21 protein-coding genes are annotated in these 26434 nt (G+C 66.9%); 15 read left to right on the top strand and 6 right to left on the bottom strand.

Annotation, left to right across the window (positions count from 1 at the left end; genetic code table 11):
• Window positions 1-95: 95 nt before the first annotated feature.
• Entirely contained in the window at window positions 96-458 is a 363-nt protein-coding gene (locus C1930_RS14910; protein WP_108772070.1) for a hypothetical protein, read from the bottom strand.
• A 796-nt stretch (window positions 459-1254) separates the two neighbouring features.
• Here C1930_RS14910 and C1930_RS14905 point away from each other — a divergent pair.
• Window positions 1255-1740 carry a DoxX family protein gene (locus tag C1930_RS14905; RefSeq protein ID WP_108756905.1) on the top strand — a complete coding sequence of 162 codons (486 nt, stop codon included), beginning with the start codon at window positions 1255-1257 and terminating at the stop codon, window positions 1738-1740.
• 17 nt (window positions 1741-1757) lie between these two features.
• Here C1930_RS14905 and prpR read toward each other — a convergent pair whose 3' ends face one another.
• Window positions 1758-3335: a propionate catabolism operon regulatory protein PrpR gene (prpR, locus tag C1930_RS14900; RefSeq protein ID WP_108772069.1), complete on the bottom strand. Its 1578-nt coding sequence runs from the start codon at window positions 3333-3335 to the stop codon at window positions 1758-1760.
• Between the two features lie 153 nt (window positions 3336-3488).
• Between prpR and prpB the strand changes: the two genes are divergently transcribed.
• The 8 genes from prpB (at window position 3489) to pbpC (ending at window position 17671) form a co-directional block, all read left to right on the top strand.
• A complete protein-coding gene (gene prpB / locus C1930_RS14895) occupies window positions 3489-4382 on the top strand; it encodes a methylisocitrate lyase (RefSeq protein ID WP_108772068.1) in 894 nt (297 codons plus the stop codon).
• A 36-nt stretch (window positions 4383-4418) separates the two neighbouring features.
• Window positions 4419-5576, top strand: a complete 1158-nt coding sequence (gene prpC, locus C1930_RS14890; protein ID WP_108753844.1) for a 2-methylcitrate synthase — start codon at window positions 4419-4421, stop codon at window positions 5574-5576.
• 97 nt (window positions 5577-5673) lie between these two features.
• Window positions 5674-8292: a Fe/S-dependent 2-methylisocitrate dehydratase AcnD gene (acnD, locus tag C1930_RS14885; RefSeq protein WP_108756902.1), complete on the top strand. Its 2619-nt coding sequence runs from the start codon at window positions 5674-5676 to the stop codon at window positions 8290-8292.
• Between the two features lie 100 nt (window positions 8293-8392).
• Window positions 8393-8650: a type II toxin-antitoxin system ParD family antitoxin gene (locus C1930_RS14880; RefSeq protein WP_108753842.1), complete on the top strand. Its 258-nt coding sequence runs from the start codon at window positions 8393-8395 to the stop codon at window positions 8648-8650.
• Window positions 8637-8963: a type II toxin-antitoxin system RelE/ParE family toxin gene (locus C1930_RS14875; protein WP_108772067.1), complete on the top strand. Its 327-nt coding sequence runs from the start codon at window positions 8637-8639 to the stop codon at window positions 8961-8963. Before C1930_RS14880 ends, C1930_RS14875 begins: the two co-directional genes overlap by 14 nt.
• Window positions 8964-8986: 23 nt before the next feature.
• Entirely contained in the window at window positions 8987-10165 is a 1179-nt protein-coding gene (gene prpF, locus C1930_RS14870) for a 2-methylaconitate cis-trans isomerase PrpF (RefSeq protein WP_108772066.1), read from the top strand.
• Window positions 10166-10332: 167 nt separating this feature from the next.
• On the top strand, window positions 10333-15240 hold the full coding sequence (locus tag C1930_RS14865) for an alpha-2-macroglobulin (protein WP_108772065.1): 4908 nt from the start codon (window positions 10333-10335) through the stop codon (window positions 15238-15240).
• 49 nt (window positions 15241-15289) lie between these two features.
• Window positions 15290-17671, top strand: coding sequence for a penicillin-binding protein 1C (pbpC, locus tag C1930_RS14860; RefSeq protein ID WP_108772064.1), 2382 nt, complete (start codon window positions 15290-15292; stop codon window positions 17669-17671).
• 157 nt (window positions 17672-17828) lie between these two features.
• On the opposite strand, the gene C1930_RS14855 is transcribed toward pbpC, so the two are convergent.
• Window positions 17829-18404, bottom strand: coding sequence for a ferritin-like domain-containing protein (locus tag C1930_RS14855; protein ID WP_108753837.1), 576 nt, complete (start codon window positions 18402-18404; stop codon window positions 17829-17831).
• Between the two features lie 26 nt (window positions 18405-18430).
• Window positions 18431-18913, bottom strand: a complete 483-nt coding sequence (locus C1930_RS14850; RefSeq protein ID WP_108756897.1) for a peroxiredoxin — start codon at window positions 18911-18913, stop codon at window positions 18431-18433.
• 260 nt (window positions 18914-19173) lie between these two features.
• Between C1930_RS14850 and C1930_RS14845 the strand changes: the two genes are divergently transcribed.
• On the top strand, window positions 19174-20067 hold the full coding sequence (locus tag C1930_RS14845) for a DnaJ C-terminal domain-containing protein (RefSeq protein WP_108756896.1): 894 nt from the start codon (window positions 19174-19176) through the stop codon (window positions 20065-20067).
• Between the two features lie 104 nt (window positions 20068-20171).
• Here the strand turns inward: C1930_RS14845 and pilH are convergent, their stop codons facing one another.
• Together pilH and C1930_RS14835 are read right to left on the bottom strand one after the other, a co-directional pair.
• On the bottom strand, window positions 20172-20543 hold the full coding sequence (gene pilH / locus C1930_RS14840) for a twitching motility response regulator PilH (protein WP_005410644.1): 372 nt from the start codon (window positions 20541-20543) through the stop codon (window positions 20172-20174).
• 89 nt (window positions 20544-20632) lie between these two features.
• The gene (locus C1930_RS14835) at window positions 20633-21628 is read right to left on the bottom strand and encodes a YhdH/YhfP family quinone oxidoreductase (RefSeq protein ID WP_108772063.1); all 996 of its coding nucleotides are present in this window, start codon (window positions 21626-21628) and stop codon (window positions 20633-20635) included.
• Window positions 21629-21780: 152 nt separating this feature from the next.
• Here C1930_RS14835 and hflK point away from each other — a divergent pair, with 152 nt between their 5' ends.
• The 5 genes from hflK (at window position 21781) to C1930_RS14810 (ending at window position 26376) form a co-directional block, all read left to right on the top strand.
• On the top strand, window positions 21781-22917 hold the full coding sequence (gene hflK / locus C1930_RS14830) for an FtsH protease activity modulator HflK (RefSeq protein ID WP_108772062.1): 1137 nt from the start codon (window positions 21781-21783) through the stop codon (window positions 22915-22917).
• Window positions 22914-23777 (top strand): protease modulator HflC, encoded by an 864-nt coding sequence (locus C1930_RS14825; protein WP_108750747.1) that lies wholly within the window; start codon window positions 22914-22916, stop codon window positions 23775-23777. The genes hflK and C1930_RS14825 overlap by 4 nt, the downstream gene beginning before the upstream one ends.
• 66 nt (window positions 23778-23843) lie before the next feature.
• Window positions 23844-24029, top strand: coding sequence for a DUF2065 family protein (locus tag C1930_RS14820; protein ID WP_108750746.1), 186 nt, complete (start codon window positions 23844-23846; stop codon window positions 24027-24029).
• A 284-nt stretch (window positions 24030-24313) separates the two neighbouring features.
• Window positions 24314-25606: an adenylosuccinate synthase gene (locus tag C1930_RS14815; protein ID WP_108753832.1), complete on the top strand. Its 1293-nt coding sequence runs from the start codon at window positions 24314-24316 to the stop codon at window positions 25604-25606.
• Between the two features lie 125 nt (window positions 25607-25731).
• Window positions 25732-26376: a hypothetical protein gene (locus tag C1930_RS14810; protein WP_108756893.1), complete on the top strand. Its 645-nt coding sequence runs from the start codon at window positions 25732-25734 to the stop codon at window positions 26374-26376.
• The last annotated feature ends 58 nt before the right edge of the window (window positions 26377-26434 follow it).

Raw genomic sequence — 26434 nt, 5'->3', positions numbered from 1 at the left:
CCTACGCAGGTTGCGTGCGCAACCGGACAGGGGGCGGGGCCGCCTTTGTAGAGTCGAGCTTGTTCGACTGCCTGGGCAGTCGAGCAAGCTCGACTCTACGAGCCCGTCCTATCTGCCAAGAGGGCCGTGACCGGCTGTAGGGTGGAGTTCGAGTACGTCAGATTGTTGTCGCGATTCCCGGCCGTTACGATCCCCAGTTCCCGCGTGTCGTCCTCTACGACGTTGACTCCCATGGTGCAGTGATTTCTGGGGCCGCTTACCTTGGTTCCGCCAATCAGTGCCGTTGGTTGGGGTAATCCCGTTGTTTCATGGATCCTGATGAAGTCTGTTGCAGCAAGGAGGTTTGCCAGCACCTCTCTCGCTCTTCTGCCATCCAATACCCGGATCTGGACTTCCGACATTCTGATGTCGATTCCGCTTTCGAAACGCACCCCCGATTTCGACAGCTGTTCGCCCATTTTTTTCTTGTGCCGCCCGTAGCGTTTCAAGGGAGCGTGGCGCGACTCTCGCGGAATACAATCTGCTCTGCGTATACCTGGCTAGATTTCGCTCTGGATCTTTGGTGAACAGCACGACGATTTGGAATTCGGGCGAGTGCTCGATGTAGAGGCCTGCGAACGTTTCCGGGTTTTCCGTCGCGATGCGTTGCTGCAGTCGACCGGCGTCTCTCGACGCGGCGAGTCGTTGTGTCGCCTCTTCGGTGGACGTCCTGTAAGTGTCTGCGTACTTCTCAGAAACCATGTCCCTGTCCTGAGTCGCTGCGTTCAGATTGAATATCGCAGATGCTGCAAGCAGGGTGACGGTTGCAGTCAGGATGTTGCGTGATCCGGATGAGGTTTTCACTGGATTTCCTTATCGATTGTCAGGGTGTGCGTGGATATGACGTCCTTTCATCGGGATTGGCGGAGTGATTTCTTGAACGTCATGGTTCTGATTGATATCGCGTGCCGGTGCAGTCTGGTGTGAGCCATTTGGCAGTTCGTTCCATCCGCGAGCATGCCCTGGCCGCAGCTTCCATCAACGAGCAGAATTTTCGAGCATATACAGTCGTGCGGGAGTGCTGGTGGGTCTCCGTCGTGCACAGGCGCGAATGCGGAATCCTCTGGGAACGGGTACAGCATTGATCATTCGGTTCCTCTCGCACCTCTGCGGTTCTGCAGGGGACAATATGTCGCCAATGGACCGGCCAGCTTCATCTCCGAGATGGCCGCGACTCGGCACACTCGGGATGATGTTCCCTGCTCCGGAGTTGCCATGCCGTCCTGGCGCTGTCTGTTTGCCGTGCCGTCCCCGCGCGGTGGTATTGAAGGTCTGCTGCTGCTTTCAGCACGCATCGTGGCGGGGGTGATGTTCAGCGTGTCCGGCTGGAACAAGGTGTTCACCGACGAGGGGCGCGAGCGTATGGTGCATACGCTGGTCGAGGCAGGTATTCCGTTTCCGGTGTTCAGTGCGCCAGTGCTGGGCACAGGTGAATGGATTGCTGGCGGTCTGCTGGTACTGGGGGTTCTGAGCCGCCCCTCGGCCCTGATGCTCGCGGCGATATGCGCGGTGGCGGCGCTGACCGATGGCATTGCACGGATTCCGGCGGGGATGGGCGTGCTGGATTGGTTGAGCTGGTTCTTCTATCTGAGCGAAGTTGCGTTGGGTATGTTGCTGTTGTGGATTGCCTCGGCCGGCAGTGGCCGGTTGGCCGTCGAAGCGCGGTGGGGACGGCAAAGGAGCGTCTCGGGTCTTCGATAAGTCGAGCAAGCTCGACTCTACAAACCCTCTGCGCGCAGCCAGCGCCACAGCGTGGTGCGCGATACACCCAGTGCCTGGGCCATGCCTTCGCGGTCGTTGCGGTGTTCCTGCAGCAGGCCTTCCAGCTGGGCGCGGGGCGGGCGCTTGCCGTTGCTTTCCAGTGGCAGCGCCGGTATGCCTTCGTGCACCAGCTCCGGCGCCAGCTGCAGCAGGCGCGTAGCGTCGATCAGCCCTTCGCCCGGCTGCCAGTGGATGCGCAGGCGATCCACCAGGTTGCGAAGCTCGCGCACGTTGCCGGGCCAGCCGGCGGTGGTAAGCACGGTCATGGCGTCCTCGGCCAACGGCGCATCGATGCCGCGCAGCTGGCGGAAGAAGTGCTGGACCAGCAGTGGCACATCGCTGCGGCGCGCGCGCAGGGGGGGCAGGGCAATGCGCAGTGCGGCCAGGCGGTAATAGAGATCACGACGGAAGCTGCCTGCGGCCGCGCGCTGTTCCAGCGACTGCAGGGTGGCGGCCACCACGCGCAGGTCAACCGAGGTGGGCTCGGTGGCGCCCACGCGCAGCACTTCGCGTTCTTCCAGCACCCGCAGCAGCCGCGTCTGCAGGGGCAGCGGCAGTTCCCCGATTTCATCCAGGAACAAGGTGCCACCATCGGCCGCTTCCACCAGGCCCACGCGGCCGCCCCGGCGTGCGCCGGTGAACGCACCATCGCTGTAACCGAACAGTTCCGACTCCAGCAGTGATTCGCTGATGGCTCCGCAGTTCAGTGCTACGAAACGACCGCGGCGGCCGCTGGCGGCGTGCAGCTGGCGCGCCACCAGTTCCTTGCCGGTGCCGGTCTCGCCGGTCACCAGTACGGTGCTGTCGTGGGGCGCATACAGCGCAATCTGTGCACGTACCTGTGCCATCGCATCGCTGTCACCCAGCAGCTCGTGCGCCTCACTGCGCGCCGTTGCACGCCGGCGCGGCGCGGGGCGGGCGCCACCGGAACGGGCCAGGGCCTGGGTCAGTTCCAGCGCATGCTCGAAGGCCTGCCGCACCGAGTCGGCCGAGTACAGCAGCACGCCGGGCAGGCCCATCTGTTCGGCGTGGTCGATGGCCATGCCGGTGCCCACGATCACCTCGATGCCGTTGGCGCGCAGATCGGCGATGCAGTCGCGCGCGTCCTCGCGGGTGACGAAGCGGCGGTGCTCGATGTCCAGCCCGAAGCTGTGCTGGAAGTTGCTGAACACCGGCACGTCGCTGGCGTGGGTGACCAGCCCGATGCGGCTGGCGATGCGCCGCGCCCGCGCCAGCGCTTCCATCAGGTCGAAGCCGTTGGCCTGGATCGGCACCAGCGGCAGATCCAGGCGGCCGCGCAGCCAGGCCGCGTTCGAGCCACCGGCAATGACCACGTCGCAATGCTCGCGGCGCAGGCGCTGGCCGATCACCTCCACCGCCTCCTCGAAGCCGAGGTTGATCTGTTCGATGCGCGCGCGGCGGTCGAATTCGGGAATGACATCGCCGAGCAGGCCGGTCAGGCGCGAAACGCTGACGGTCCAGATCACCGGGCGGTCGGCATCGACAGGGGGCAGGGGCGAGCGCGGCAGGTACATGGCGCGGCACTTACTGTGGATGTTTCATGATACGCCTGTTTCAATGTTTCATGTGTTTCATGTTGTGGTCACGGTCACCCTTTTGAAATCAATGGCTTGCACCTTGGCACGGTGTTTGCGGCTGTACCCATGACTTATCTACTGGACTGCCGCATGACTGCTTCCACCCCTGCTTCCGCCGGTGCCCGCTTCCGCCAGGCCCTGACTGCCGAATCGCCGCTGCAGGTGATCGGCGCGATCAACGCCAACCATGCGCTGCTGGCCAAGCGCGCCGGCTTCCGCGCCATCTACCTGTCCGGCGGCGGCGTGGCCGCCGGCTCGCTGGGCCTGCCGGACCTGGGCATCAACACCCTGGAAGACGTGCTGATCGACGTGCGCCGCATCACCGATGTCTGCGACCTGCCGCTGATGGTGGATATCGATACCGGCTTCGGCCCGAGCGCCTTCAACATCGCGCGCACGGTGAAGTCGTTGATCAAGGCTGGTGCGGCCGCCTGCCATATCGAAGACCAGGTCGGTGCCAAGCGCTGCGGCCACCGCCCGGGCAAGGAAATCGTCTCGCAGGGTGAAATGGTCGACCGGGTGAAGGCCGCCGCCGATGCCAAGACCGATCCGGATTTCTTCCTGATCGCGCGTACCGACGCCATCCAGGTGGACGGCGTGGACAAGGCCATCGAACGCGCCATCGCCTGCGTCGAGGCCGGCGCCGACGGCATCTTCGCCGAGGCCGCCTACGACTTGGACACCTACCGCCGCTTCGTCGATGCGGTGAAGGTGCCGGTGCTGGCCAACATCACTGAATTCGGGGCCACCCCGCTGTTCAGCCGCGACGAACTGGCCTCGGCCGGCGTGGCCATCCAGCTGTTCCCGCTGTCGGCCTTCCGTGCCGCCAACAAGGCTGCCGAGAACGTCTATGAGTCGGTGCGCCGCGATGGCCACCAGCGCAACGTGGTCGACGCCATGCAGACCCGTGAAGAGCTGTATGACCGCATCGGTTACCACGCCTTCGAACAGCAGCTCGACGCCCTGTTCGCCGCCAAGAAATAAGCAGTACCCTGCACCATCAGTTTTCGGAGGGAAAACATGAACGATACGACCGCAACCCCGACCTTCAAGCCGAAGAAGTCCGTCGCCCTGTCCGGCACCGCCGCCGGCAACACCGCGCTGTGCAGCGTGGGCCGCAGTGGCAACGACCTGCACTACCGCGGCTATGACATCCTGGACCTGGCCAACACCAGCGAGTTCGAGGAAATCGCCTACCTGCTGGTGCACGGCAAGCTGCCGACCCGCGCCGAACTGGTCTCGTACAAGGCCAAGCTGAAGTCGCTGCGCGGCATTCCGGCCGCGGTGAAGGCCGCGCTGGAAGAACTGCCGCCGTCGGCCCACCCGATGGACGTGATGCGCACCGGTGTATCGGTGCTTGGCTGCGTGGCGCCGGAAAAGGATGACCACAACCATCCGGGCGCGCGTGACATCGCCGACAAGCTGATGGCCTGCCTGGGCTCGATGCTGCTGTACTGGTACCACTGGAGCCACAACGGCCGCGCCATCGACGTGGAAACCGACGACGACTCCATCGGTGGCCACTTCCTGCACCTGCTGCACGGCGAGAAGCCGCAGGATTCGTGGGTGCGTGCGATGCACACATCGCTGATCCTGTACGCCGAGCACGAGTTCAACGCCTCCACCTTCACCTGCCGTGTCATCGCCGGTACCGGCAGCGACATGTACAGCGCGATCTGCGGTGGCATCGGCGCGCTGCGCGGCCCCAAGCATGGCGGCGCCAATGAAGTGGCCTTCGAAGTGCAGAAGCGCTACGACAGCCCGGATGAAGCCGAGGAAGACATCAAGGCCCGCGTCGAGCGCAAGGAAGTGGTGATCGGTTTCGGCCACCCGGTCTACACCGTGTCCGACCCGCGCAACAAGGTCATCAAGGACGTGGCCCGCGAGCTGTCCGAAGAGCAGTCCAGCATGAAGATGTACGACATCGCCGAGCGCCTGGAATCGGTGATGTGGGACATCAAGAAGATGTTCCCGAACCTGGACTGGTTCAGCGCGGTCAGCTACCACATGATGGGCGTGCCGACGGCCATGTTCACCCCCCTGTTCGTGATCGCCCGCACCGCCGGCTGGAGCGCGCACATCGTCGAACAGCGCATCGACGGCAAGATCATCCGCCCGAGTGCCAACTACATCGGCCCGGAAGACCGCGAGTTCGTCGCCATCGACAAGCGCGCCTGATCCACCTGCTGTCTGCACCCGGCCGGCCCGTTGCCGGCCGGGTGATTTCGCCGCCGCATCGCCGGCACCCGGCCCGCCCCAAGCATTCCGCCAGCCCATGAATACCGACTACCGCAAGAACCTTCCCGGCAGCACGCTGGACTATTTCGACGCGCGCGCCGCCGTCGATGCCATCCAGCCCGGCGCCTACGCCACGCTGCCGTACACCTCGCGTGTGCTGGCTGAAAACCTGGTGCGCCGCTGCGAGCCGGCCACGCTGGTTGATTCGCTGAAGCAGCTGATCGAACGCCGCCGCGATCTGGATTTCCCGTGGTTCCCGGCGCGCGTGGTCTGCCATGACATCCTGGGGCAGACCGCCCTGGTCGATCTGGCCGGCCTGCGCGATGCGATCGCCGACAAGGGCGGCGATCCGGCCAAGGTGAACCCGGTGGTGCCGGTGCAGCTGATCGTCGATCACTCGCTGGCGGTGGAGTGTGGTGGGTTCGATCCGCAGGCGTTCGAGAAGAACCGCGCCATCGAAGACCGCCGCAACGAAGACCGTTTCCACTTCATCGACTGGACCAAGCTGGCGTTCCAGAACGTGGACGTGATTCCGCCGGGCAATGGCATCATGCACCAGATCAACCTGGAGAAGATGTCGCCGGTGGTCTATGTGCAGGACGGCGTGGCCTTCCCCGATACCTGCGTGGGCACCGACAGCCACACCCCGCACGTGGACGCGCTGGGCGTGATCGCCATTGGCGTAGGCGGCCTGGAAGCGGAGAACGTGATGCTGGGCCGCGCCTCGTGGATGCGCCTGCCGGACATCATCGGCGTGGAACTGACCGGCAAGCCGCAGCCGGGCATCACCGCTACCGACGTGGTGCTGGCACTGACCGAGTTCCTGCGCAAGGAACGCGTGGTCGGCGCCTGGCTTGAATTCTATGGCGAAGGCGCTGCGGCACTGACCATCGGTGACCGCGCCACCATTTCCAACATGTGCCCCGAGTATGGTGCCACCGCGGCGATGTTCTACATCGATGCGCAGACCACCGACTACCTGCGCCTGACCGGTCGCGAGGAGTCGCAGGTAGCGCTGGTGGAGAATTACGCGCGCACCACCGGCCTGTGGGCCGACGACCTGGTCACTGCCCAGTACGAGCGCGTGCTGCGTTTCGACCTGTCCAGCGTGGTGCGCAACATGGCCGGGCCGAGCAACCCGCACAAGCGTGTGGCCACCGCCGAGCTGGCCGAGCGCGGCATCGCCGATGAAGCCAAGCTGGCGGCCGGTCGTGGCGAACAGGCGCAGGGCCTGATGCCCGATGGCGCGGTGATCATCGCGGCCATCACCAGCTGCACCAATACCTCCAACCCGCGCAACGTGATCGCCGCGGCGCTGCTGGCGCGCAACGCCAATGCACGCGGCCTGCAGCGCAAGCCGTGGGTGAAGTCGTCGCTGGCACCGGGGTCGAAGGCGGTGCAGCTGTACCTGGAAGAATCCGGCCTGCTGCCCGACCTGGAACAGCTGGGCTTCGGCATCGTGGCCTTCGCCTGCACCACCTGCAACGGCATGAGTGGCGCGCTGGACCCGAAGATCCAGCAGGAAATCATCGATCGCGACCTGTACGCGACCGCTGTGCTGTCGGGCAACCGCAACTTCGATGGCCGCATCCACCCGTATGCCAAGCAGGCCTTCCTGGCCTCGCCACCGCTGGTGATCGCCTACGCCATCGCCGGCACCGTGCGCTTCGATATCGAAAAGGATGTGCTGGGCGTGGATGCCGAAGGCAACGAAGTCCGCCTGAAGGACATCTGGCCGAGCGATGCCGAGATCGATGCCGTGGTGAAGGCCTCGGTGAAGCCCGAGCAGTTCCGCAAGGTCTACAACCCGATGTTCAACGTGCGCGTGGAGCATGGCGCGGCGGTCAGCCCGCTGTACGACTGGCGCCCGCAGAGCACCTACATCCGCCGCCCGCCGTACTGGGAGGGCGCGCTGGCTGGTGAGCGCACGCTGGCGGGCATGCGCGCGCTGGCTGTGCTGCCGGACAACATCACCACCGACCACCTGTCGCCGTCCAATGCGATCCTGGCCTCCAGCGCCGCCGGCGAATACCTGGCGAAGATGGGCCTGCCGGAAGAGGACTTCAATTCCTACGCCACCCACCGTGGCGACCATCTGACCGCACAGCGCGCCACCTTCGCCAACCCGAAGCTGTTCAACGAAATGGTGCGCAACGACGACGGCAGCGTGAAGCAGGGTTCGCTGGCGCGGGTGGAGCCGGAAGGCAAGGTGATGCGCATGTGGGAGGCCATTGAAACCTACATGGACCGCAAGCAGCCGCTGATCATCATCGCCGGTGCCGACTACGGCCAGGGCAGCTCGCGTGACTGGGCCGCCAAGGGCGTGCGCCTGGCCGGCGTGGAAGCGATCGTGGCCGAGGGCTTCGAGCGGATTCACCGTACCAACCTGATCGGCATGGGCGTGCTGCCGCTGGAGTTCAAGCCGGGCACCACCCGCCTGACCCTGGGCATCGACGGCACCGAGACCTTCGACGTGGTGGGCGAGCGCACCCCGCGCGCCGACCTGACCCTGGTCATCCACCGCCGCGACGGCCAGGACGTGGTGGTGCCGGTTACGTGCCGCCTGGACAGCGACGAGGAAGTGGCGATCTACGAGGCCGGTGGCGTGCTGCAGCGCTTCGCACAGGACTTCCTGGAAGGCGCCAAGGTGGCGTGAGGCCGGGCTGAATGCCTGCCCCCGCCGGTCGGGGGCGGGCTTGTCCGACACCAGGGTGGGGCGCACACTGACTTGGCAAAAACTGCCAAAGGAGAGTCTGATGGCCACCATGAACATTTCGCTGACCGATCCGCTCAAGCAGTTCGTGGACGAGGAAGTACGCGAAGGCGGTTACTCCAGCACCTCCGACTACGTGCGCGACCTGATCCGCCAGCGCCAGCGCAGCAAGGCGGAAGCATTGCTTCGACAGTTGATCGCCGAGGGCTTGGCCTCAGGGCCTGCCACGCCGGTGACGGCTGACACGTTCGAGCGGATGCGTCGCGAACTGACCGAAAGGATGGAGCGTGAAGGCGATTGACTGGAGGCCGAGGGCAGAGACCGACGCGGCCGATGCTGCGCTGTGGTTCGCGCGGCAGGGAGGAGTCGCACTAGGCACGCGTTTCCTGGCCGAGTTGCAGGCCACCCTGCAGCGCATTGCCTTGTTTCCAGCTTCGGGCTCCAGCAGACACGCCGAACTCGCCGCGCAGTTGCCTGGCACGTTGCGTTTCATGCCGGTTTCCTCCTTTGAACGCTATCTCGTTTACTACATTGACCAGCCTGCGCGCGTGCACGTCATACGCGTGTGGTGTGTTGACCGTGGCCTTGATGGGCTGATGCAAGACATCTCCTGACATTCAAACGCTTGGATCCGACGATGACCTTCCTCCCGCAACTCCGTATTCCCGCCACCTACATGCGCGGTGGCACCAGCAAGGGCGTGTTCTTCCGCCTGCAGGACCTGCCCGAAGCGGCGCAGGTGCCGGGCCCCGCCCGTAATGCGCTGCTGATGCGGGTGATCGGTTCGCCCGATCCGTATGGCAAGCACACCGATGGCATGGGCGGGGCAACGTCGAGCACCAGCAAGTGCGTGATCATTTCCGCCGCCTCGGTGCCGGATCACGACGTGGATTACCTGTATGGCCAGGTCTCCATCGATACCGCCTTCGTCGACTGGAGCGGCAACTGCGGCAACCTGAGCACGGCGGTGGGCCCGTTCGCCATTGCCAATGGCCTGGTCGACCCGGCCCGTGTGCCGCGCGACGGCCTGTGCACGGTGCGCATCTGGCAGGCCAACATCGGCAAGACCATCATCGCCCACGTGCCGATGTGCAACGGCGAAGTGCAGGAAACCGGTGATTTCGAGCTGGATGGCGTGACCTTCCCGGCGGCCGAGATCCAGCTGGAGTTCATTGATCCGTCCGATGACGGCGATGCCGGGGCGATGTTCCCCACCGGCAACCTGGTGGACACCCTGGACGTGCCGGGTGTGGGGAGCTTCGAGGTGACGATGATCACCGCCGGCATCCCGACCATCTTCCTCAACGCCGCCGACCTGGGCTACACCGGCACCGAACTGCAGCCGGCCATCAACGAAGACAAGGCGGCCCTGCAGAAGTTCGAGACTATCCGCGCCCACGGCGCATTGCGCATGGGCCTGATTTCGAAGCTGGAAGACGCGGCGACCCGCCAGCACACGCCGAAGGTGGCCTTCGTGGCGCCGGCACAGGATTACGTGTCGTCCAGCGGCAAAGCCATCCCGGCCTCGGCCATCGATCTGCATGCGCGCGCGCTGTCGATGGGCAAGCTGCACCACGCGATGATGGGTACCGCGGCAGTGGCCATTGGCACCGCCGCGGCGATTCCGGGCACCCTGGTCAACCGCGCGGCCGGTGGCGGCCAGCGTGAGACAGTCACCTTCGGCCATCCCTCCGGCACCCTGCGGGTCGGCGCCCAGGCCGGGCAGGTGGGCGGCCAGTGGACGGTGACCAAGGCGATCATGAGTCGCAGCGCCCGGGTGCTGATGGAAGGCAAGGTGCGGGTGCCGGCCGAATAAGGCCGGTAGCTGCACGGGGCCTGGTAGCTGCCCACCTTGGTGGGCAGGCGCGCGCCAGCGCGTGCGTGGGGCCCAGCGCCAACCAAGGTTGGCGACTACCGGCCACCCGCCGTCAACACCTTGACGCGGCGGCCCTATAATGGCCGCCTCGATCAAGGAGTGACGACATGAGCGGTCCGGCACGGCGGAAGCGGTGGGGTTGGGCGGCGGCTGTTCTGGCAGGAGGCCTGTTGCTGGGCCTGGCCGGTTGCCGCAACGACAGTGGGCAGCTGCCCAAGGCCAGTGGTGAAGCGATCACCACCCAGGCCGAGCAGGTGAAGGACTTCACCCTGCTGCGCGCCTATCCGGACCAGAAGAATGACGGCCTGTCGCTGGCACTGGAGTTCTCGCGCCCGCTGGTCGGCACCCAGGATTTCGACAAGCTGGTGCGCTTCGAAGAGAAGGTCGGCACCGAAGACAGCAGCTGGACCCTGTCCGATGACGGCCTGACCCTGCGCTACCCGTTCGTGGAGGCCGGCAAGGAATACAGCCTGGTCGTGTCCCCGGACCTGCTGGCCGCCGATGGCAATCGCCTGGGCAAGGAACTGAAGCAGAAGGTGTTCAGTGGCGAACTGAAGCCGGTGGCCGGTTTCGCCTCGCAGGGCAGCGTGCTGCCGGCAAAGGAAAGCCGCGGCCTGCCGGTGGTGTCGGTGAACGTGCCGGAAGTGGACGTCGAATTCCTGCGCGTGCGCGAAAAGGACCTGCCCACGTTCTTCAGCCAGTACCAGCGCGGCGGTCGTCGCGGCAGCTGGGAACTGAGCAGCGATTACGAGCGCAGCCCGATCAACAAGCTGGCCGAGCCGGTCTACGTCAACCGCTTCATCCTGGGCGGCAAGCAGAACGAGCGCGTTCTGACGTATCTGCCAACCCAGGACATCAAGGAGCTGCAGGAACCGGGCCTGTACTTCGCCCTGCTTAAGCGCACCGGTGATTACGAAGGCGAATTCGACACCGCGTTCTTCTCGGTCAGCGATATCGGCCTGCATACCCGCGCCTACAAGGACAAGCTGTTCGTCCACACCGCCTCGTTGAAGGATGGCGCCGCGCTGAAGAGCGTGGACCTGCGCGTGCTGGACGCCAAGGGCGAAGTGGTGCTGAAGGGCAGCACCGACGGCAATGGCAACGCCCTGCTGAACTACACCCTGGATGCGGCCCATGTGCTGGTGGCCAGCAGTGGCAAGGACACCAGCTTCCTGCCGTTCAACCAGCCCGCGCTGGACCTGAGCGAGTTCGCCGTGGCCGGCCGTGACAACGCCTGGTTCGATGTCTACGCCTGGTCCGGGCGCGATCTGTACCGCCCGGGGGAAACCGTGCGCCTGTCGGCGCTGCTGCGCGACAACGACGGCAAGCCGGTGAAGCCGCAGCCGGTGTTCCTGCGCCTGAAGCAGCCCGACGGCAAGACCTTCCGCGAAACCCGCCTGCAGCCGGGCGAGCAGGGCTACATCAACTTCGAACAGACCATTCCCGCCGAGGCGCCGACCGGGCGCTGGCAGGTCGAGTTCCGTACCGACCCGGCCAGCAAGGAAGCGATCCAGGGCATGACCCTGCGCATCGAGGAGTTCCTGCCCGAGCGCATGAAGCTGGACCTGGACAGCGCGCAGAAGACGCTGAAGCCGGGCGAGGAACTGCGCCTGCAGGCCAACGGCGCCTATCTGTATGGTGCGCCGGCCGATGGCAACCGCTTCACCGCGCGCATGGCCGTGGCCGCCGAGCAGAAGCCGGTGGAGGGCCTGCCGGGCTACTTCTTCGGCGACCCGACCCTGCAGCTGCCGCGTGATGCCAAGGACGTGATCGATACCACGCTGCCGGCCAACGGCCAGCTGCGCCAGGACGTTGCACTGCCCGAAGAGGCGGCCAAGGCCAAGGCGCCGATTGCCGTGGTGCTGTCGGGCAGCCTGTACGAGACCGGTGGCCGCACGGTCACCCGCACCCTGAAGCGGGTGATGTGGCCGGCCGATGCACTGGTCGGCGTGCGCCCGCTGTTCAACCCCGATGATGGCGCCGATTCCAATGGCAATGCGCGCTTCGAGCTGCTGCGTGTGGATGCGGCGGGTACGCCGAAGCCGGCCAAGGGCCTGAAGGTGACCCTGGTGCGCGAGCTGCGCGACTACCACTGGACCTTCAACGACAACCGTTGGGACTACGATTTCACCCGCCGCTTCGAGAACAAGGAAACGCGCACCGTCGATGCCGGCAGCAGCGCGGTGGCCTTCGATTTCCCGGTGGAGTGGGGCGAGTACCGGGTGGACGTGTTCGATCCGTCCACCGGCCTGACCAGTCGCTATCCGTTCCGCGCCGGCTGGAGCTGGGGCGATGACAACCGCGGCCTGGACGCCCGCCCGGACAAGGTCAAGCTGGGCCTGGACAAGACCGGTTACAAGGCCGGTGACACCCTGCAGGTGACGGTCACCCCGCCGCACGCCGGCAAGGGCCTGCTGATGGTCGAATCCGATCGCATGCTGTACGTGCAGGAGATCGACGCCAAGCCGGGCGCCACCTTCAAGATTCCGGTCACGGCCGACTGGGAACGCCACGACGTCTACATCACCGCGCTGGTGTTCCGTGGCGGTACCGCGCCCAGCAAGATCACCCCGGCGCGCGCGGTGGGCGTGGTGCACGTGCCGATGGACCGCAAGGGCCGCACCGTGGCCGTGGGCCTGGTGGCGCCCAAGCAGATGCGTCCGGAGCAGGAGCTGCCGGTCACCGTCAGCGCACCGCAGCTGGCCGGCAAGACCGCGCATGTCACGGTCTCGGCCGTCGACGTGGGCATCCTCAACATCACCCGCTTCCCGGTGCCCGACGCCGGTGCGCACTTCTTCGCCCAGCGCCGCCTGGGCATCGATGCCTACGACATCTATAGCCGGGTGATCGAAAGCTTCGACGGCGGCAGTGGCAAGCTGAAGTTCGGCGGCGACATGGGCCTGCAGGCACTGCCGCAGGCCAAGCGGCCGACCGCACGCGTGCAGACCGTGGACCTGTTCTCCGGCCCGGTGCAGCTCGATGCCAAGGGTATCGCCCGCATCCGCCTGAAGGTGCCCGACTTCAACGGCACCCTGCGCGTGTCGGCGGTGGTCTACAGCGACGACCAGTACGGCAAGCGCGATGTGGAAACCGTGGTGCGCGCACCGATCCTGGCCGAAGCCAGCATGCCGCGCGTGCTCGCCCCGGGCGACCGCAGCACGGTCACCCTGGATGTGCAGAACTTCACCGGCAAGCCGGGCGCGTTCAACGTGCGGGTGGAAACCGAAGGTCCGCTGTCGCTGGCCGAAGGCACGCGCAGCGTGCAGTTGAATGCCGATGCCAAGAGCACGCTCAGCTTCCCGCTGTCGGCGCGCGAAGGGCACAGCGTGGCCAAGGTGCGGGTGCGGGTGGACGGCAACGGCTTCAAGGCCGACCGCCGCTATGAACTGCCGGTGCGTGCGGCGTGGCCGCAGGTAGTGCGCTCGCAGGTGCGCACGCTCGATCCGCTGGCCGCGGTCAGCCTGGATGGCAGCCTGACCGAGGGGCTGATGGCCGAATCGGTGAACGCGCGTCTGCTGGTCAGCCCGCTGCCACCCATTCCGTTCGCCAGTGCGCTGCAGGGCGCGTTGAACTATCCGTATGGCTGCGCCGAGCAGACCACCAGCAAGGGCTACGCGGCGCTGATCCTGGACCAGGCCACCTCGTCGATGCTGGGTGCCGATGGCCTGGATGCCAAGACCCGTCGCGAGCGCATGGAAGGGGCGTTCGGCCGACTGGCATCGATGCAGGTGGCCAACGGCAACTTCTCCATGTGGGGTGACGACGGCTACGTGAACCCCTGGCTGACCCCGTACGTCACCGAGTTCCTGCTCGATGCCAAGGACGCCGGCTTTGCCGTGCCGGACAACGTGCTGCAGAAGGCGCTGAACCGGCTGAGCGAGGACCTGCTGTCCGGCGGCAACCAGTTCTACGGGCAGGACGAACGCGAAAAGCTGAAGTTCGCCAATCAGGCCTACTCGGGCTACGTGCTGGCGCGGGTCAACCGCGCCCCGCTGGGCACCTTGCGCACGCTGTACGACAACGAGCGCAGCAAGGCGGTCGGTGGCCTGTCGCTGGTCCACCTGGGCGTGGCGCTGTCGCTGCAGGGCGATGCCAAGCGTGGCCAGGCGGCCCTGGCCGCGGCGTTCGCCAAGTCCAGCAGCGAACGGCCGTCGTACTTCGGCGACTACGGCAGTGCCATCCGTGACGACGCGCTGATGATCGCGCTGACCCATGAAAACAAGCTGGCCAAGCCGGCCTGGGATGCCCGCGCCGTTGATCTGGGCCGTGGCCTGGATGCGCGCCGCAATGCCGGTTGGATGTGGCTGAGCACCCAGGAACAGGTCGCCATCGCGCGCCTGGGCAAGGCGCTGTCGGCCAACCAGAAGGCGCTGGTCGCCGGTGAACTGGTGATCGGTGGCAACACCGAAGCGATTGGCGAGCGCAAGCTGTTCGGCCGCAACTTCAGCGCTGGCGAACTGGCCAGCGGCGTGCGCTTCAGCCCGCAGGGGCAGCCGCCGATGTTCGCCAGCATCGACGTGGCCGGCATTCCGCGCACGGCACCGGCACCGGACAACAGCGTGCTGGGCGTGGAGCGCAGCTACTACGGCACCGATGGCAAGCCGTGGACGCCGCGCCCGCTGAAGGAAGGCGAGGCACTGATCGTGCGCGTCACCGTCACCGCCGATACCACCATGCCCGATGCACTGCTGACCGACCTGTTGCCGGCCGGCCTGGAAATCGAGAACTTCAACCTGGGCGATGCCAAGCAGTGGGCCGACGTGGTGGTCGATGGCATCACCATCAGCGACCGTGGCGAAGCGGCCGATACCAAGCACGAGGAGTTCCGCGACGACCGCTACGTGGCGGCGCTGAAGCTGTCCCGTGGCAGCAAGGCGAACGTCTTCTATCTGGTGCGCGCGGTCACCCCGGGTACCTACACGGTGCCGCCGCCGCTGGTGGAAGACATGTACCGCCCGCAGCTGCGTGGCGTTGGTCGCAGCAACCCGACCACGATCACGGTGGTGCAGCCGTGATTGCGCGGACGGGCCGCGATGGCGCGGCCCGTCCTGCTGACCGCACACCATGAAGCGATCGATCAGAACGCGGCTGGCGGCCCTGCGCCCCCAGCTGCAACCGCTATGGCCCTGGCTGCGCTGGGGTACCGCTGCCGCACTGGCGTTGCTGCTGGTGCTGGATTGGGCATTCCCACCGCCGCTGCCGAAACAGCGCGACACCAGCACGCTGGTGGTGGCCGCCGATGGCAGTCCGCTGCGGGCCTTCGCCGATGCCGAAGGCGTGTGGCGCTACCCGGCCACGGTGGACAGCGTGTCGCCGCTGTACCTGCAGGCCCTGTTGACCTACGAAGACCGCTGGTTCTGGAAGCACCCCGGCATCAATCCGCTGGCGATCCTGCGCGCCGGTGGCCAGCTGCTGCGCGGCGGCCACATCGTCTCCGGCGGTTCCACCCTGACCATGCAGGTGGCGCGCATCCTCGACCCGCACTCGCGTACGCCGTGGGGCAAGCTGAAACAGATGCTGCGCGCGGTGCAGCTGGAAGTGCACCTGTCCAAGGCGCAGATCCTGGCCTTGTACCTGGAACGGGCACCCTACGGCGGCACCATCGAAGGCGTGGAGGCGGCCAGCTGGGCGTACCTGGGCAAGTCGGCGGCGCAGCTTTCGCATGCCGAGGCCGCCCTGTTGGCGGTGCTGCCGCAGGCACCAAGCCGCCTGCGCCCGGACCGGCACCCGGAAGCGGCGCAGAAAGCACGTGACAAGGTGCTGGCGCGCATGGCCCAGCAGCGCGTGTGGTCGGCCGACGAGGTGTCGGATGCGCGCATCGAAAACGTGGTGGCGCGCTCGCTGCGGCCCCCCATGCATGCGGCCCTGCTGGCGCAGCGGCTGCGCGCCACCTATCCCGGCCAGGCGCGCATTGAAAGTGGCATCGACATCGGCCTGCAGCGCACCCTGGAAGAGCGCGTGGCCAGCTATTTTTCGGGCCTGCCCGAGCGCACCTCCGCCGCGCTGCTGGTGGTGGACAACCAGACCCTGCAGGCGCGCGCCTACGTGGGCACGCTGTCCTTCGGTGATCGGCAGCGGCTGGGCCACGTGGACATGGTGCAGGCCTGGCGCTCGCCCGGTTCCACCCTCAAGCCCTTCCTGTATGGCATGGCGCTGGACGATGGGCTGATCCATTCGGAAAGCCTGCTGGTGGATGCACCGCAGAGCTTTGGCAGTTACCGACCCGGCAATTTCGACATGGCCTTCAATGGCCCGGTAGGTGCGGCCACCGCGCTGCGCCTGTCGCTGAACGTGCCTTCGGTGGACCTGCTGCAGCGGGTGGGGGCCGCGCGCTTCGCCGCCCGCCTGTCCCACGCCGGCATCCAGCTGCGCTTCCCGCCGGGCGCGCAACCCAATCTGTCGTTGATTCTCGGCGGCACCGGCGCGCGTCTGGAAGACCTGGTGGGCGCGTTCGCCGCCTTGAATCGCAATGGCATTGCCGGTCGCGTGCGCTATACCGCCGACGAGCCGATGGTGGAGCGCCGACTGGTCTCGCCGGGCGCGGCGTGGATCGTGCGCGAGATGCTCGAATCCAATCCACGGCCAGGCTATGGCGTGGGCACCTTCGATATCGGTGGGCGCCCGCGCGTGGCGTGGAAGACCGGCACCAGTTACGGTTTCCGCGATGCCTGGGCGATCGGCAGCACCCGCCACTACACCGTGGGCGTGTGGGTGGGGCGGCCCGACGGCACGCCGCTGCCCGGCCAGTACGGTGCGGTGACCGCCTTGCCGCTGATGTTCGAAGTGGTGGACAGCCTGCCGCGCCAGCGCGGTGATTCGGCGGCCGCGCCGATGCCGGCCAGTGTCAGCGAAGCGGACGTGTGCTGGCCCACCGGTGAGCGCGCCGTGGGGCTGCCGGCGTCGCTGTGCCAGCGGCGCATGCCAGCCTTCCTGCTGGACGGTGCGGCGCCGCTGACCTTCCCCGAGCGCGACGCGCGGCGCTGGCAACCGGGGCGGCAGCGCTACGTGGCCGACGCGCGCAGCGGCTTGCGCCTGTCTGCCGATTGCAGCGCGCCGCATGTGGAAGTGCCGGGCGAGATCGCGCGCTGGCCTGCGTTGCTGTCACCATGGCTGGCCAAGGCCACGCGCGAGGCCTCGCAGTTGCCCGCGCTCTCCCCGGATTGTCGCGACGATGGCCGCGAGGCCAGCGTGGCCCTGCACATCGATGGACTGAACGACGGCGCCGCACTGGCGCGTGCGCCCAATGCCGAACATGGCGTGCGCCTGCAGCTGCGCGCACTGGGCAGCGAACAGCGCGTGGACTGGCTGCTGGATGGCTGCTGGATCGCGCAGACGCAGGGCGCACAGCTGATGCAGCGCGAATTTGCCGAGCCCGGCGCGCATACCTTGACCGCGCTGGCGTCCGACGGCGCCTGGACCCAGGTGCGGTTCAACGTCATCCGTTGACGCTGCTCTCTGCTTTGGTAGGTGCCAACCTTGGTTGGCACGCGACTGAACAACTGCCCACCAAGGTGGGCAGCTACGGTAGGTGCCAACCTTGGTTGGCATACGTCGGAACAACTGCCCACCAAGGTGGGCAGCTACCAAGGCGTGCGCCGGGCCGCTATTTCCCGATCCAGCCATCCAGCAGATCGGCGAACTCATCGGCGTGTTCTTCTTCCTGCGCCAGGATCTCTTCCAGGATGCGCTTGGTGGTGGTGTCGCGGTCGCCGACGAAGTTGATCATCTCGCGGTAACTGTCGATTGCGATGCGCTCGGCCACCAGGTTTTCCCGCACCATGTCGCGCAGGTCGCTGCCTTCCTTGTACTCGGCATGCGAGCGCGCCGAGAACGTGTCCGGGTTGAGGTCGGGTTCACCGCCCAGCTGCACGATGCGCTCGGCCAGCTTGCCGGCATGGGCCTGTTCCTGCTGGGCGTGCTCCAGGAATTCGGCCTTCACCGCATCGGCCAGCATGCCCTTGGCCATGAAGTAGTGGCGGTAATAACGCAGCACGCACACATATTCGGTGGCCAATGCATCGTTGAGCAGCTTGATGACCGCCTTGCGGTCGGCGCTGTAGCTGTCGGTGATGGCACCGTCTTCGATGTTGCGGCGCGCCCGTTCGCGCAGCGCCTTGCGGTCGCTGATGGCGGTGACGGTGGCACTGGGCTTGCTGGTCTTGGCTGGCTTGGTGGACATGGCTGGCCGTTTCCTCTGGTGTGGGGCTAGGTGGGCAGGTGCTCCAGCACGTACTGCGCCGAAGACACTTCGAATTGACCGGGTTCCTCGATCCACAGCGCCTGCACCACGCCGTCGTCGGCGTACAGGGCGAAGCGGCGCGCACGGATGCCCATGCCCGAGGCACTGGCATCCAGCTCCAGGCCCAGGGCGCGGGTCAGTCCGCCATTGCCGTCGGACAGCATCAGCAGGCCGTCGGGCACGTGCTGGTCGGCCGCCCAGGCCTTCATCACGAACGGATCGTTGACCGCCATGCAGTAGACCTCGATGCCGCGCTGGCGGAAGGCATCGAACGCCTCCACGTAGCCGGGCAGGTGGCGCGCCGAACAGGTGGGGGTGAAGGCACCGGGCACGGCGAACAGCACGACCTTGCGGCCGTCGAACAGGGCGTGGGTATCGAGGGTCTCGACGCCTTCGCGGATGCGCTTGAGGGTGACTTCCGGAATGCGGTCGCCGACGTGGATGGTCATGGGAACTCCTTGCGGGGGCAGGCTAGAAGGGTGGGTGGGATGAACGCGTCAAGACATTGGAAACCCGGCGTGCACGCCCCATCTTGGAACGTTGCGGCGGGGGCCGCCAGCCTCAGCCTGCCGCACCGGCAGGGCGGCTGCATTGCGCAGGATCAGTCGGCCTCACCAGGGCCGCACGGTGCGCGGCGTAGCATCGCCGGCGCGTAGAATGAACCCGGGGCGGCGCCACCGGCGCGGCCGAAGCAGATCGAGGTAGCTGGATGGAATTCAAGGATTACTACGCCACCCTGGGGGTGGAGCCGAGCGCGGGCGATGCGGAAATCAAGACCGCCTATCGCCGCCTGGCACGCAAGTACCACCCGGACGTCAGCAAGGAGGCCGGGGCGGAAGACAAGTTCAAGGCGGTGAACGAGGCCTACGAGGCGCTGCGCGACCCCGAAAAGCGCGCGGCCTATGATCAGTTGCGTGCGCAGGGCTACCGCCCGGGCGAAGAGTTCAACGTTCCGCCCAACTACGGCGGCGGCGGCTTCAACTTCGAGGAAGTGTTCGGCGGCGGCGGTGGTGCCGGCGGCGGCTTCAGCGATTTCTTCGAAAGCCTGTTCGCACGCCAGCGCGGCGGCCAGGGGCCGGGGGCCGGCCCGGGCTTCAGCAGCCAAGGCCACGCGCCCAACCGCGATACCCGGGCCAAGCTGTCGGTACCGCTGGAAGCGGCCTACAAGGGCGACAGCCTGCGCATCACCGTCAATGGCCGGCAGCTGGATGTGCGCGTGCCCAAGGGTATCCGGCCGGGGCAGGTGATCCGCCTGGCCGGGCAGGGCAACCACGGCGGCAACCTGTTGCTGGAAGTGGAATATGCCGCGCATCCGCAGTTCGAGGTGGACGGGCGCAACATCCTCTACACCCTGCAGGTGACGCCCTGGCAGGCGGCGCTGGGCACCAGCATCAGCGTGCCCACCCTGGGCGGTAGCGTGGAGCTGAAGATCCCGGCCGATTCAGATGCCGGTCGCAAGCTGCGCCTGCGCGGTCGCGGGCTGCCGGGCAACCCCGACGGCGACCAGATCGTGGAGCTGGAGATCGTGGCCCCGGCCGCGACCGACGATGCGCAGAAGAAGGCGTACCGCAACCTGGCCAAGGCCTTCGGCGAAACGATCTGAGATCGATTTTGGTAGGTGCGGACCTTGGTCCGCACAATGTGCCAACCAAGGTTGGCACCTACCAAGGCGGCGTGCCAACCAAGGTTGGCACCTACCGCAATGGTTCAGCCCTGGCCGGCGAAAACGCGCTCCAGCACTTCGGACAGTTCGTCTTCCGAGAACGGCTTGGTGATGTAGGCCTTGGCGCCCTGGCGCATGCCCCACATGCGGTCGGTGTCCTGGTCCTTGGTGGTGACCAGGATCACGGGAATATGCCGGGTGGCCTCGTCGCGGGCCAGCGTGCGGGTGGCCTGGAAGCCATTGAGGTTGGGCATCACCACATCCATCAGCACCAGGTCAGGCAGCTCGGCCTTGGCGGTTTCCACGCCGGCCGCGCCATCGGTGGCGGTCAGGATCTGGTGCCCGAGCTTCTCGACGATGCGCTGTATCCCCAACAGCTGCGACGGTGAATCGTCGACGATCAGAATGCGTGCCATGTTGTTCCCCATGTGTTGCCCGCAGTGTAGTGCGGGCCACGTGATGGCGGGAGGGCCGCGCCCTGCCGTCCGTCGCCTGCCTGCAACGCTCAGTCGATCCGCACCACCGTGCGCCCCAGCGAGCCGCCGGCCAGCATGCGTTCGAACACGCCGGGCAGTTCGTCCAGGCCCACTTCAGCGGTGCAGATGCGGTCCAGGTGCTGCGGCTTCCACGCGCCGCCCAGCTGGGCCCACACCGCTTCGCGCAGATCGCGCGGGGCGCTGGCCGAGGACACCCCCAGCAGCGACACGCCGCGCAGGATGTACGGCATGACCGTCATCTCCAACGCCGGGCTGGCGGCCAGGCCGGCGCTGACCACGCTGCCGTAGGGCACGGTCTGCGCCAGCAGGCTGGCCAGCATCGGGCCGCCGGCATTGTCCAGGCCGCCGCCGAAGCGGGCCGACTGCAGCGGGGCGGTATCGGCCAAGGCCTCGCGCGGCAGCACCTCGGCCGCGCCGATTCCGCGCAGGAACCCTGCCTGTTCGGGCTTGCCGCTGATGGCATGCACGCTGTAGCCGGCGCGGCTGAAAATATCCACGGCCAGCGCGCCCACCCCGCCACTGGCGCCGGTAACCGCCAGCGGGCCGTGGGCCGGGGTCTGCCGGTTGTCCTGCAGGCGCAGCAGCGCCAGCGCGGCGGTGAAGCCGGCGGTGCCCAGCACCATGGCCTCGCGCGGGGTCAGGCCGCTGGGCTGGGCGATCACCGCGCTCGATTCCAGGCGCACGTACTGGCTGTAGCCGCCGTCGCGGGTCTCGCTCAGGCCGCAGCCGGTGGCCAGCACCGCATCGCCCTCGCGCCAGGCCGGGTCGCTGGAAGCCACCACGGTGCCGGCCACGTCGATGCCCCCCACCAGCGGGAAGCGCCGCAGGATCCGGCCCTTGCCGGTGCCGGCCAGGGCGTCCTTGTAGTTCACTGATGACCAGTGGGCGCGGATCAGCACCTGGCCGGGGTTGAGGTCGTCCACGCCCAGCTGGACCAGGCCGCTGCGGTAGCCGGCGCTGTCGTTTTCGATCCGGAAGGCGGTGAACGGAGGGGTGGGGGCCATCGGCGCTGCCTGACTTCGAGGAAAACACAACCTTACCGCGTCATCACCCTTTCAATCCTGCCGGTCCGCCCCATCTTGTATGATCGGAGATGGTTCACGGCTGGCGTTGCGGGAAGGGCCCGCGTCGCAGCCCATATCTTGATGGAGCGTGCATGGCCTGGAATACACCCGGCGGCAACAAGGGCGGACAAGGCCCCGAGGACAATCGACGTGGGCCGTTCCGGTCACGCGGCGGTGGTAATGGCGGTGGCTGGGGCGGTCTGCCCGGGCCGCTGAAGGATCTGTTCGACGGGGGCATCCTGCGTTGGGTGGCGGCGGCGGTGGTGCTGCTGGTGCTGTTCTCCAGCTTCCAGCTGATCGGCGAACAGCAGCGCGGCGTGGTGCTGCGCTTCGGCCAGTTCTCGCGCATCCTGACCCCTGGCCCGAACTTCAAGCTGCCGTGGCCGATCGAATCGGTCACCAAGGTCAACGCCACCGAGATCAAGACCTTCTCGATCCAGGTGCCGGTGCTGACCCGCGACGAGAACATCGTCAATGTCTCGTTGAACGTGCAGTACCGCATCGACGACCCGCAGCAGTACCTGTTCGGCACGGTCGATGCCAACCAGGTGCTGGAGCAGTCGGCGCAGAGCGCGGTGCGTGAGGAAGTCGGCCGTGCCGACCTCAATGCCGTGCTGAACAACCGTGGTCCGCTGGCCGTGGCCGCCGAAGAACGCCTGCAGGCGCTGCTGAAGGCGTTCAAGACCGGTCTGACCGTGACCGGCCTGACCCTGCAGGACGCCCGTCCGCCGGAAGAGGTCAAGCCGGCCTTCGACGAGGTCAACGGCGCCCAGCAGGTCAAGGAACGCCTGATCAACGAAGCGCAGGCCTACGCCGCCAAGGTGGTGCCCGAAGCGCGTGGCCAGGCCTCGCGTGCCCGTACCACTGCAGAAGGCTACAAGCAGGCCGTGGTGTCCAAGGCCGAGGGTGACGCCCAGCGCTTCAGCCTGCTGCAGGCCCAGTACAAGAACTCGCCCGAGGTGACCCGCAAGCGTCTGTGGCTGGAAACGGTGCAGCAGGTGCTGAGCGAGAACCGCAAGGTGATCGGTGGCGATGGCCGCCAGCTGATCTACGTGCCGATGACCGGCGATACCCGCCCCAGCGCCTCGGCGCCGGCCCCGGTGGCGAACCCGGAGGTGGTGATGCCGTCGCTGCCGGGCGCCACGGCGGTGGAAGCTTCCCGTGACCCGGGCCGGCCGGTCGGCCGCCCGACCGGGCGACCCAGTGGCCGTGAGGAGGGCAGCCGATGAGAAGTTCGATGTGGATTGCGGTCGCCGTAGCGGCCCTGCTGGGCCTGCTGGGCTCGGTCTATGTGGTGCGTGAAGACCAGACGGCGATGGTGCTGAACCTGGGTAAGGTGGTCCGTTCGGACATCAAGCCGGGCCTGCACTTCAAGCTGCCGGTGGTGGAAACGGTGCGCGTGTTCGATCGCCGCTTCCAGGTACTGGACACCGCGCCGGCACGTTACTTCACCGCCGAGCAGAAGGACGTCAGCGTCGACTTCTTCGCCATCGGCTACATCTCCAACGTGGGCGACTACTTCCGTGCCACCGGTGGCGACCCGCGCGTGGCCAACGCCCGCCTGGCACCGATCATCACCGATTCGCTGCGCAACCAGATCAACTCGCGCACCCTGCAGCAGCTGGTCTCCGGTGACCGCAGCGAACTGATCGCCGAACAGCTCAAGGGCATCAACGAAGCGGTGGCCGGGCTGGGCATGCAGATGATCGACCTGCGCATCAAGCAGGTGGACCTGCCGACCGACAGCCAGGTGATCAACGACGTGTACGAGCGCATGCGCGCCCAGCGCAAGCAGGAAGCGGCCAAGCTGCGCGCCGAGGGCGAAGAGCAGTCGCTGACCATCCGCGCCCAGGCCGACCGCGACAGCACCGTGCTGATCGCCGAGGCCGAGCGTGATGCGCAGCGCCTGCGCGGTGAAGGCGATGCCGATGCCGCACGCATCTACGGCCAGGCCGGCGCTGCCGACCCGTCGTTCTACGCGTTCTACCGCAGCCTGGAGGCCTACCGTGGCTCCATGACCGACGGTAACGGCGTGATCGTGCTGGACAAGAATGACCCGTTCCTGCAGTACCTGAAGAACGACCGCTGAGTTTCACGCATCACCCACGGGGCCCGGCCAACTGCCGGGCCCCGTGCTTTTTCCGGAGTTCCCCCCATGAAAGACCTGTTCGCCGCCCTCTGCCTGGTGGCCGTGCTGGAAGGGCTGCTGCTGTTCGCCGCGCCGCTGGCCTGGAAGCGCATGGCCGAGCGCCTGCTGGACCTGCCCAGCCCGGCCCTGCGCAGCTTCGGCGGGCTGGTGCTGCTGGCCGGCCTGAGCCTGCTGTGGTGGGCACGGCACTAGTGGCGGCCGGGCGGGGTCAGAGCCCTTTCCTGCGGAAAGGGATCCGACCCCTTCCAGGCGCCTGACCGGCCGGTGAAGCCGTCCGTCGGAAGGGTGGCAGCGGACCCCGGAAACCCGGATAATGCACAAAAGCCGGACGGGCCTCCCCGTTCGGCTTTTTCCGTGTCTGGGCCATCCATCGCCGGCCGCTCCCCGTTTGGAGCCGCCACCCACGCGCTGGCCAGCCCCGCCACGGGTCAACCGTCCGCGGCCCCGATGGCCGCAACAAAATCGAGGAGCCCGTCATGGGTCAGTCTGTCGTAGTGTTGGGTGCCCAGTGGGGCGATGAAGGCAAGGGCAAGATCGTCGATCTGCTCACTGAGGAAATCGGCGCCGTCGTGCGCTTCCAGGGCGGCCACAATGCCGGCCACACGCTGGTCATCAACGGCAAGAAGACCGTCCTGCACCTGATCCCGTCGGGCATCCTGCGTGACGATGCGCTGTGCCTGATCGGCAACGGCGTGGTGATCTCGCCGGCCGCGCTGCAGAAGGAAATCGCCGAGCTGGAAACCTCCGGCGTGGAAGTGCGTTCGCGCCTGAAGATCTCCCCGGCCGCGCCGCTGATCATGCCGTACCACATCGCCCTGGACCAGGCGCGCGAGCGCGCTGCCGGTGGCAAGGCGATCGGCACCACCGGTCGCGGCATCGGCCCGGCCTACGAAGACAAGGTGGCGCGTCGCGGCATCCGCATCGCCGACCTGCATTACCCCAAGCAGCTGGAAGAACTGCTGCGCACCGCGCTGGATTACCACAACTTCGTGCTGACCAAGTACCTGGGCACCGAAGCGGTCGATTTCCAGAAGACCTACGACGAAGCGCTGGCCTTCGGCGAATACGTGCAGCCGATGAAGTCCGACGTGGCCGGCATCCTGCACGACCTGCGCAAGCAGGGTAAGCGCGTGCTGTTCGAAGGCGCGCAGGGCGCCCTGCTGGACATCGACCACGGCACCTACCCGTACGTCACCAGCTCCAACACCACCGTCGGCGGTGCGCTGGCCGGTACCGGCGTGGGCGCCGATTCGATCGACTACGTGCTGGGCATCGCCAAGGCCTACGCCACCCGCGTCGGCGGCGGCCCGTTCCCGACCGAGCTGGACGATGAAATCGGCCAGGGCATCCGTGACCGCGGCGCCGAATACGGTGCCTCCACCGGTCGCCCGCGTCGCTGCGGCTGGATGGACATTGTGGCGCTGAAGCGCGCCGTGGCCATCAACGGCATCAGCGGCCTGTGCATCACCAAGCTGGACGTGCTGGACGGCATGGAAAAGCTGAAGGTCTGCATTGCCTACGAATACAACGGCAAGCGCACCGAGTACGCGCCGCTGGACGCGCAGGGCTGGGAAGACTGCACCCCGGTGTACCTGGAGTTCCCGGGCTGGAGCGAGAACACCCACGGCATCACCAACTGGGACGACCTGCCGCCGGCCGCACGCGCCTACCTGCGTTCGCTGGAAGAGCTGGCCGGCTGCCCGATCAGCATCGTCTCCACCGGCCCGGACCGCGACCACACCATGGTGCTGCAGGACCCGTTCGCCTGAGCGATTGACCGGTAGCGCCGGGCCATGCCCGGCGTCGTTGCAAGGAGAAGCCCCGCGCAAGCGGGGCTTTTTCGTTACTGTGTGGGCCATGCCTGCAGGGACGTAGCGCAATGACGAGGACAACGGTGAAGGGCGAGACGGTCGCGCGGGTCACCCTGTGGGTGTTGTGGAGCCTGTGGGGGCTGGCCTGCGTTGTGCTGCTGCTGGGCGCGGTCGCCAACCATCTCGCGTCGCGCACGCAGACGGTGCCGCTGCGCTTGCAGCCGGGCGCGTCTGCACAGGTGACGGTCTACCGCTTCATTGATGATCGCCTGCGGCTGCGCCTGCGCTATCTGCCCGAGGCAGCGGATCCGGCGCTGGACCCCACGGTGCGGTTCAGCGTGGAAACCCCCACACAGCAGGCGCAGTTCCGCACCAGCGTACGTGCCGGCCCTCCGACCACGGACGTCGTGCGCCGGCTGGAAACCATCGCGGGCGGGGGACTGTTTGACGCGTACTTCGGTTACGGCCGCGGCGATGCGCTGCCGCGCGGCCGTTCCTGGTTGCGGGTGACCGTGCTGGATGTCGAGCCGGCGCTGGCTGGACGTGCGGCTTCGGTGGAGTTGTTGCCGCCAATGGACGTGCTGAAGCTGACCGATCTGGATTACGTGTGGTTATGGCCATTCTTCTTCTGGCAGCCGCTGGCCTTGGGCCTGCTGATCGTCGGCGCCGGGCTGGCGATCGCCAGCATCGCCCTGCGCCGCTGGCGCCGCCGCGTATCCGCCCGGTAGCGCCGGGCCATGCCTGGCGAGGCACTTGCCAAATACCCAATATGGGCACAATAATGCC

Source organism: Stenotrophomonas sp. SAU14A_NAIMI4_8 (assembly GCF_003086695.1).
Lineage (GTDB): Bacteria > Pseudomonadota > Gammaproteobacteria > Xanthomonadales > Xanthomonadaceae > Stenotrophomonas.
Note: the sequence above shows the minus strand (reverse complement) of the source record. Positions and strands in the feature narration are given on the sequence as shown.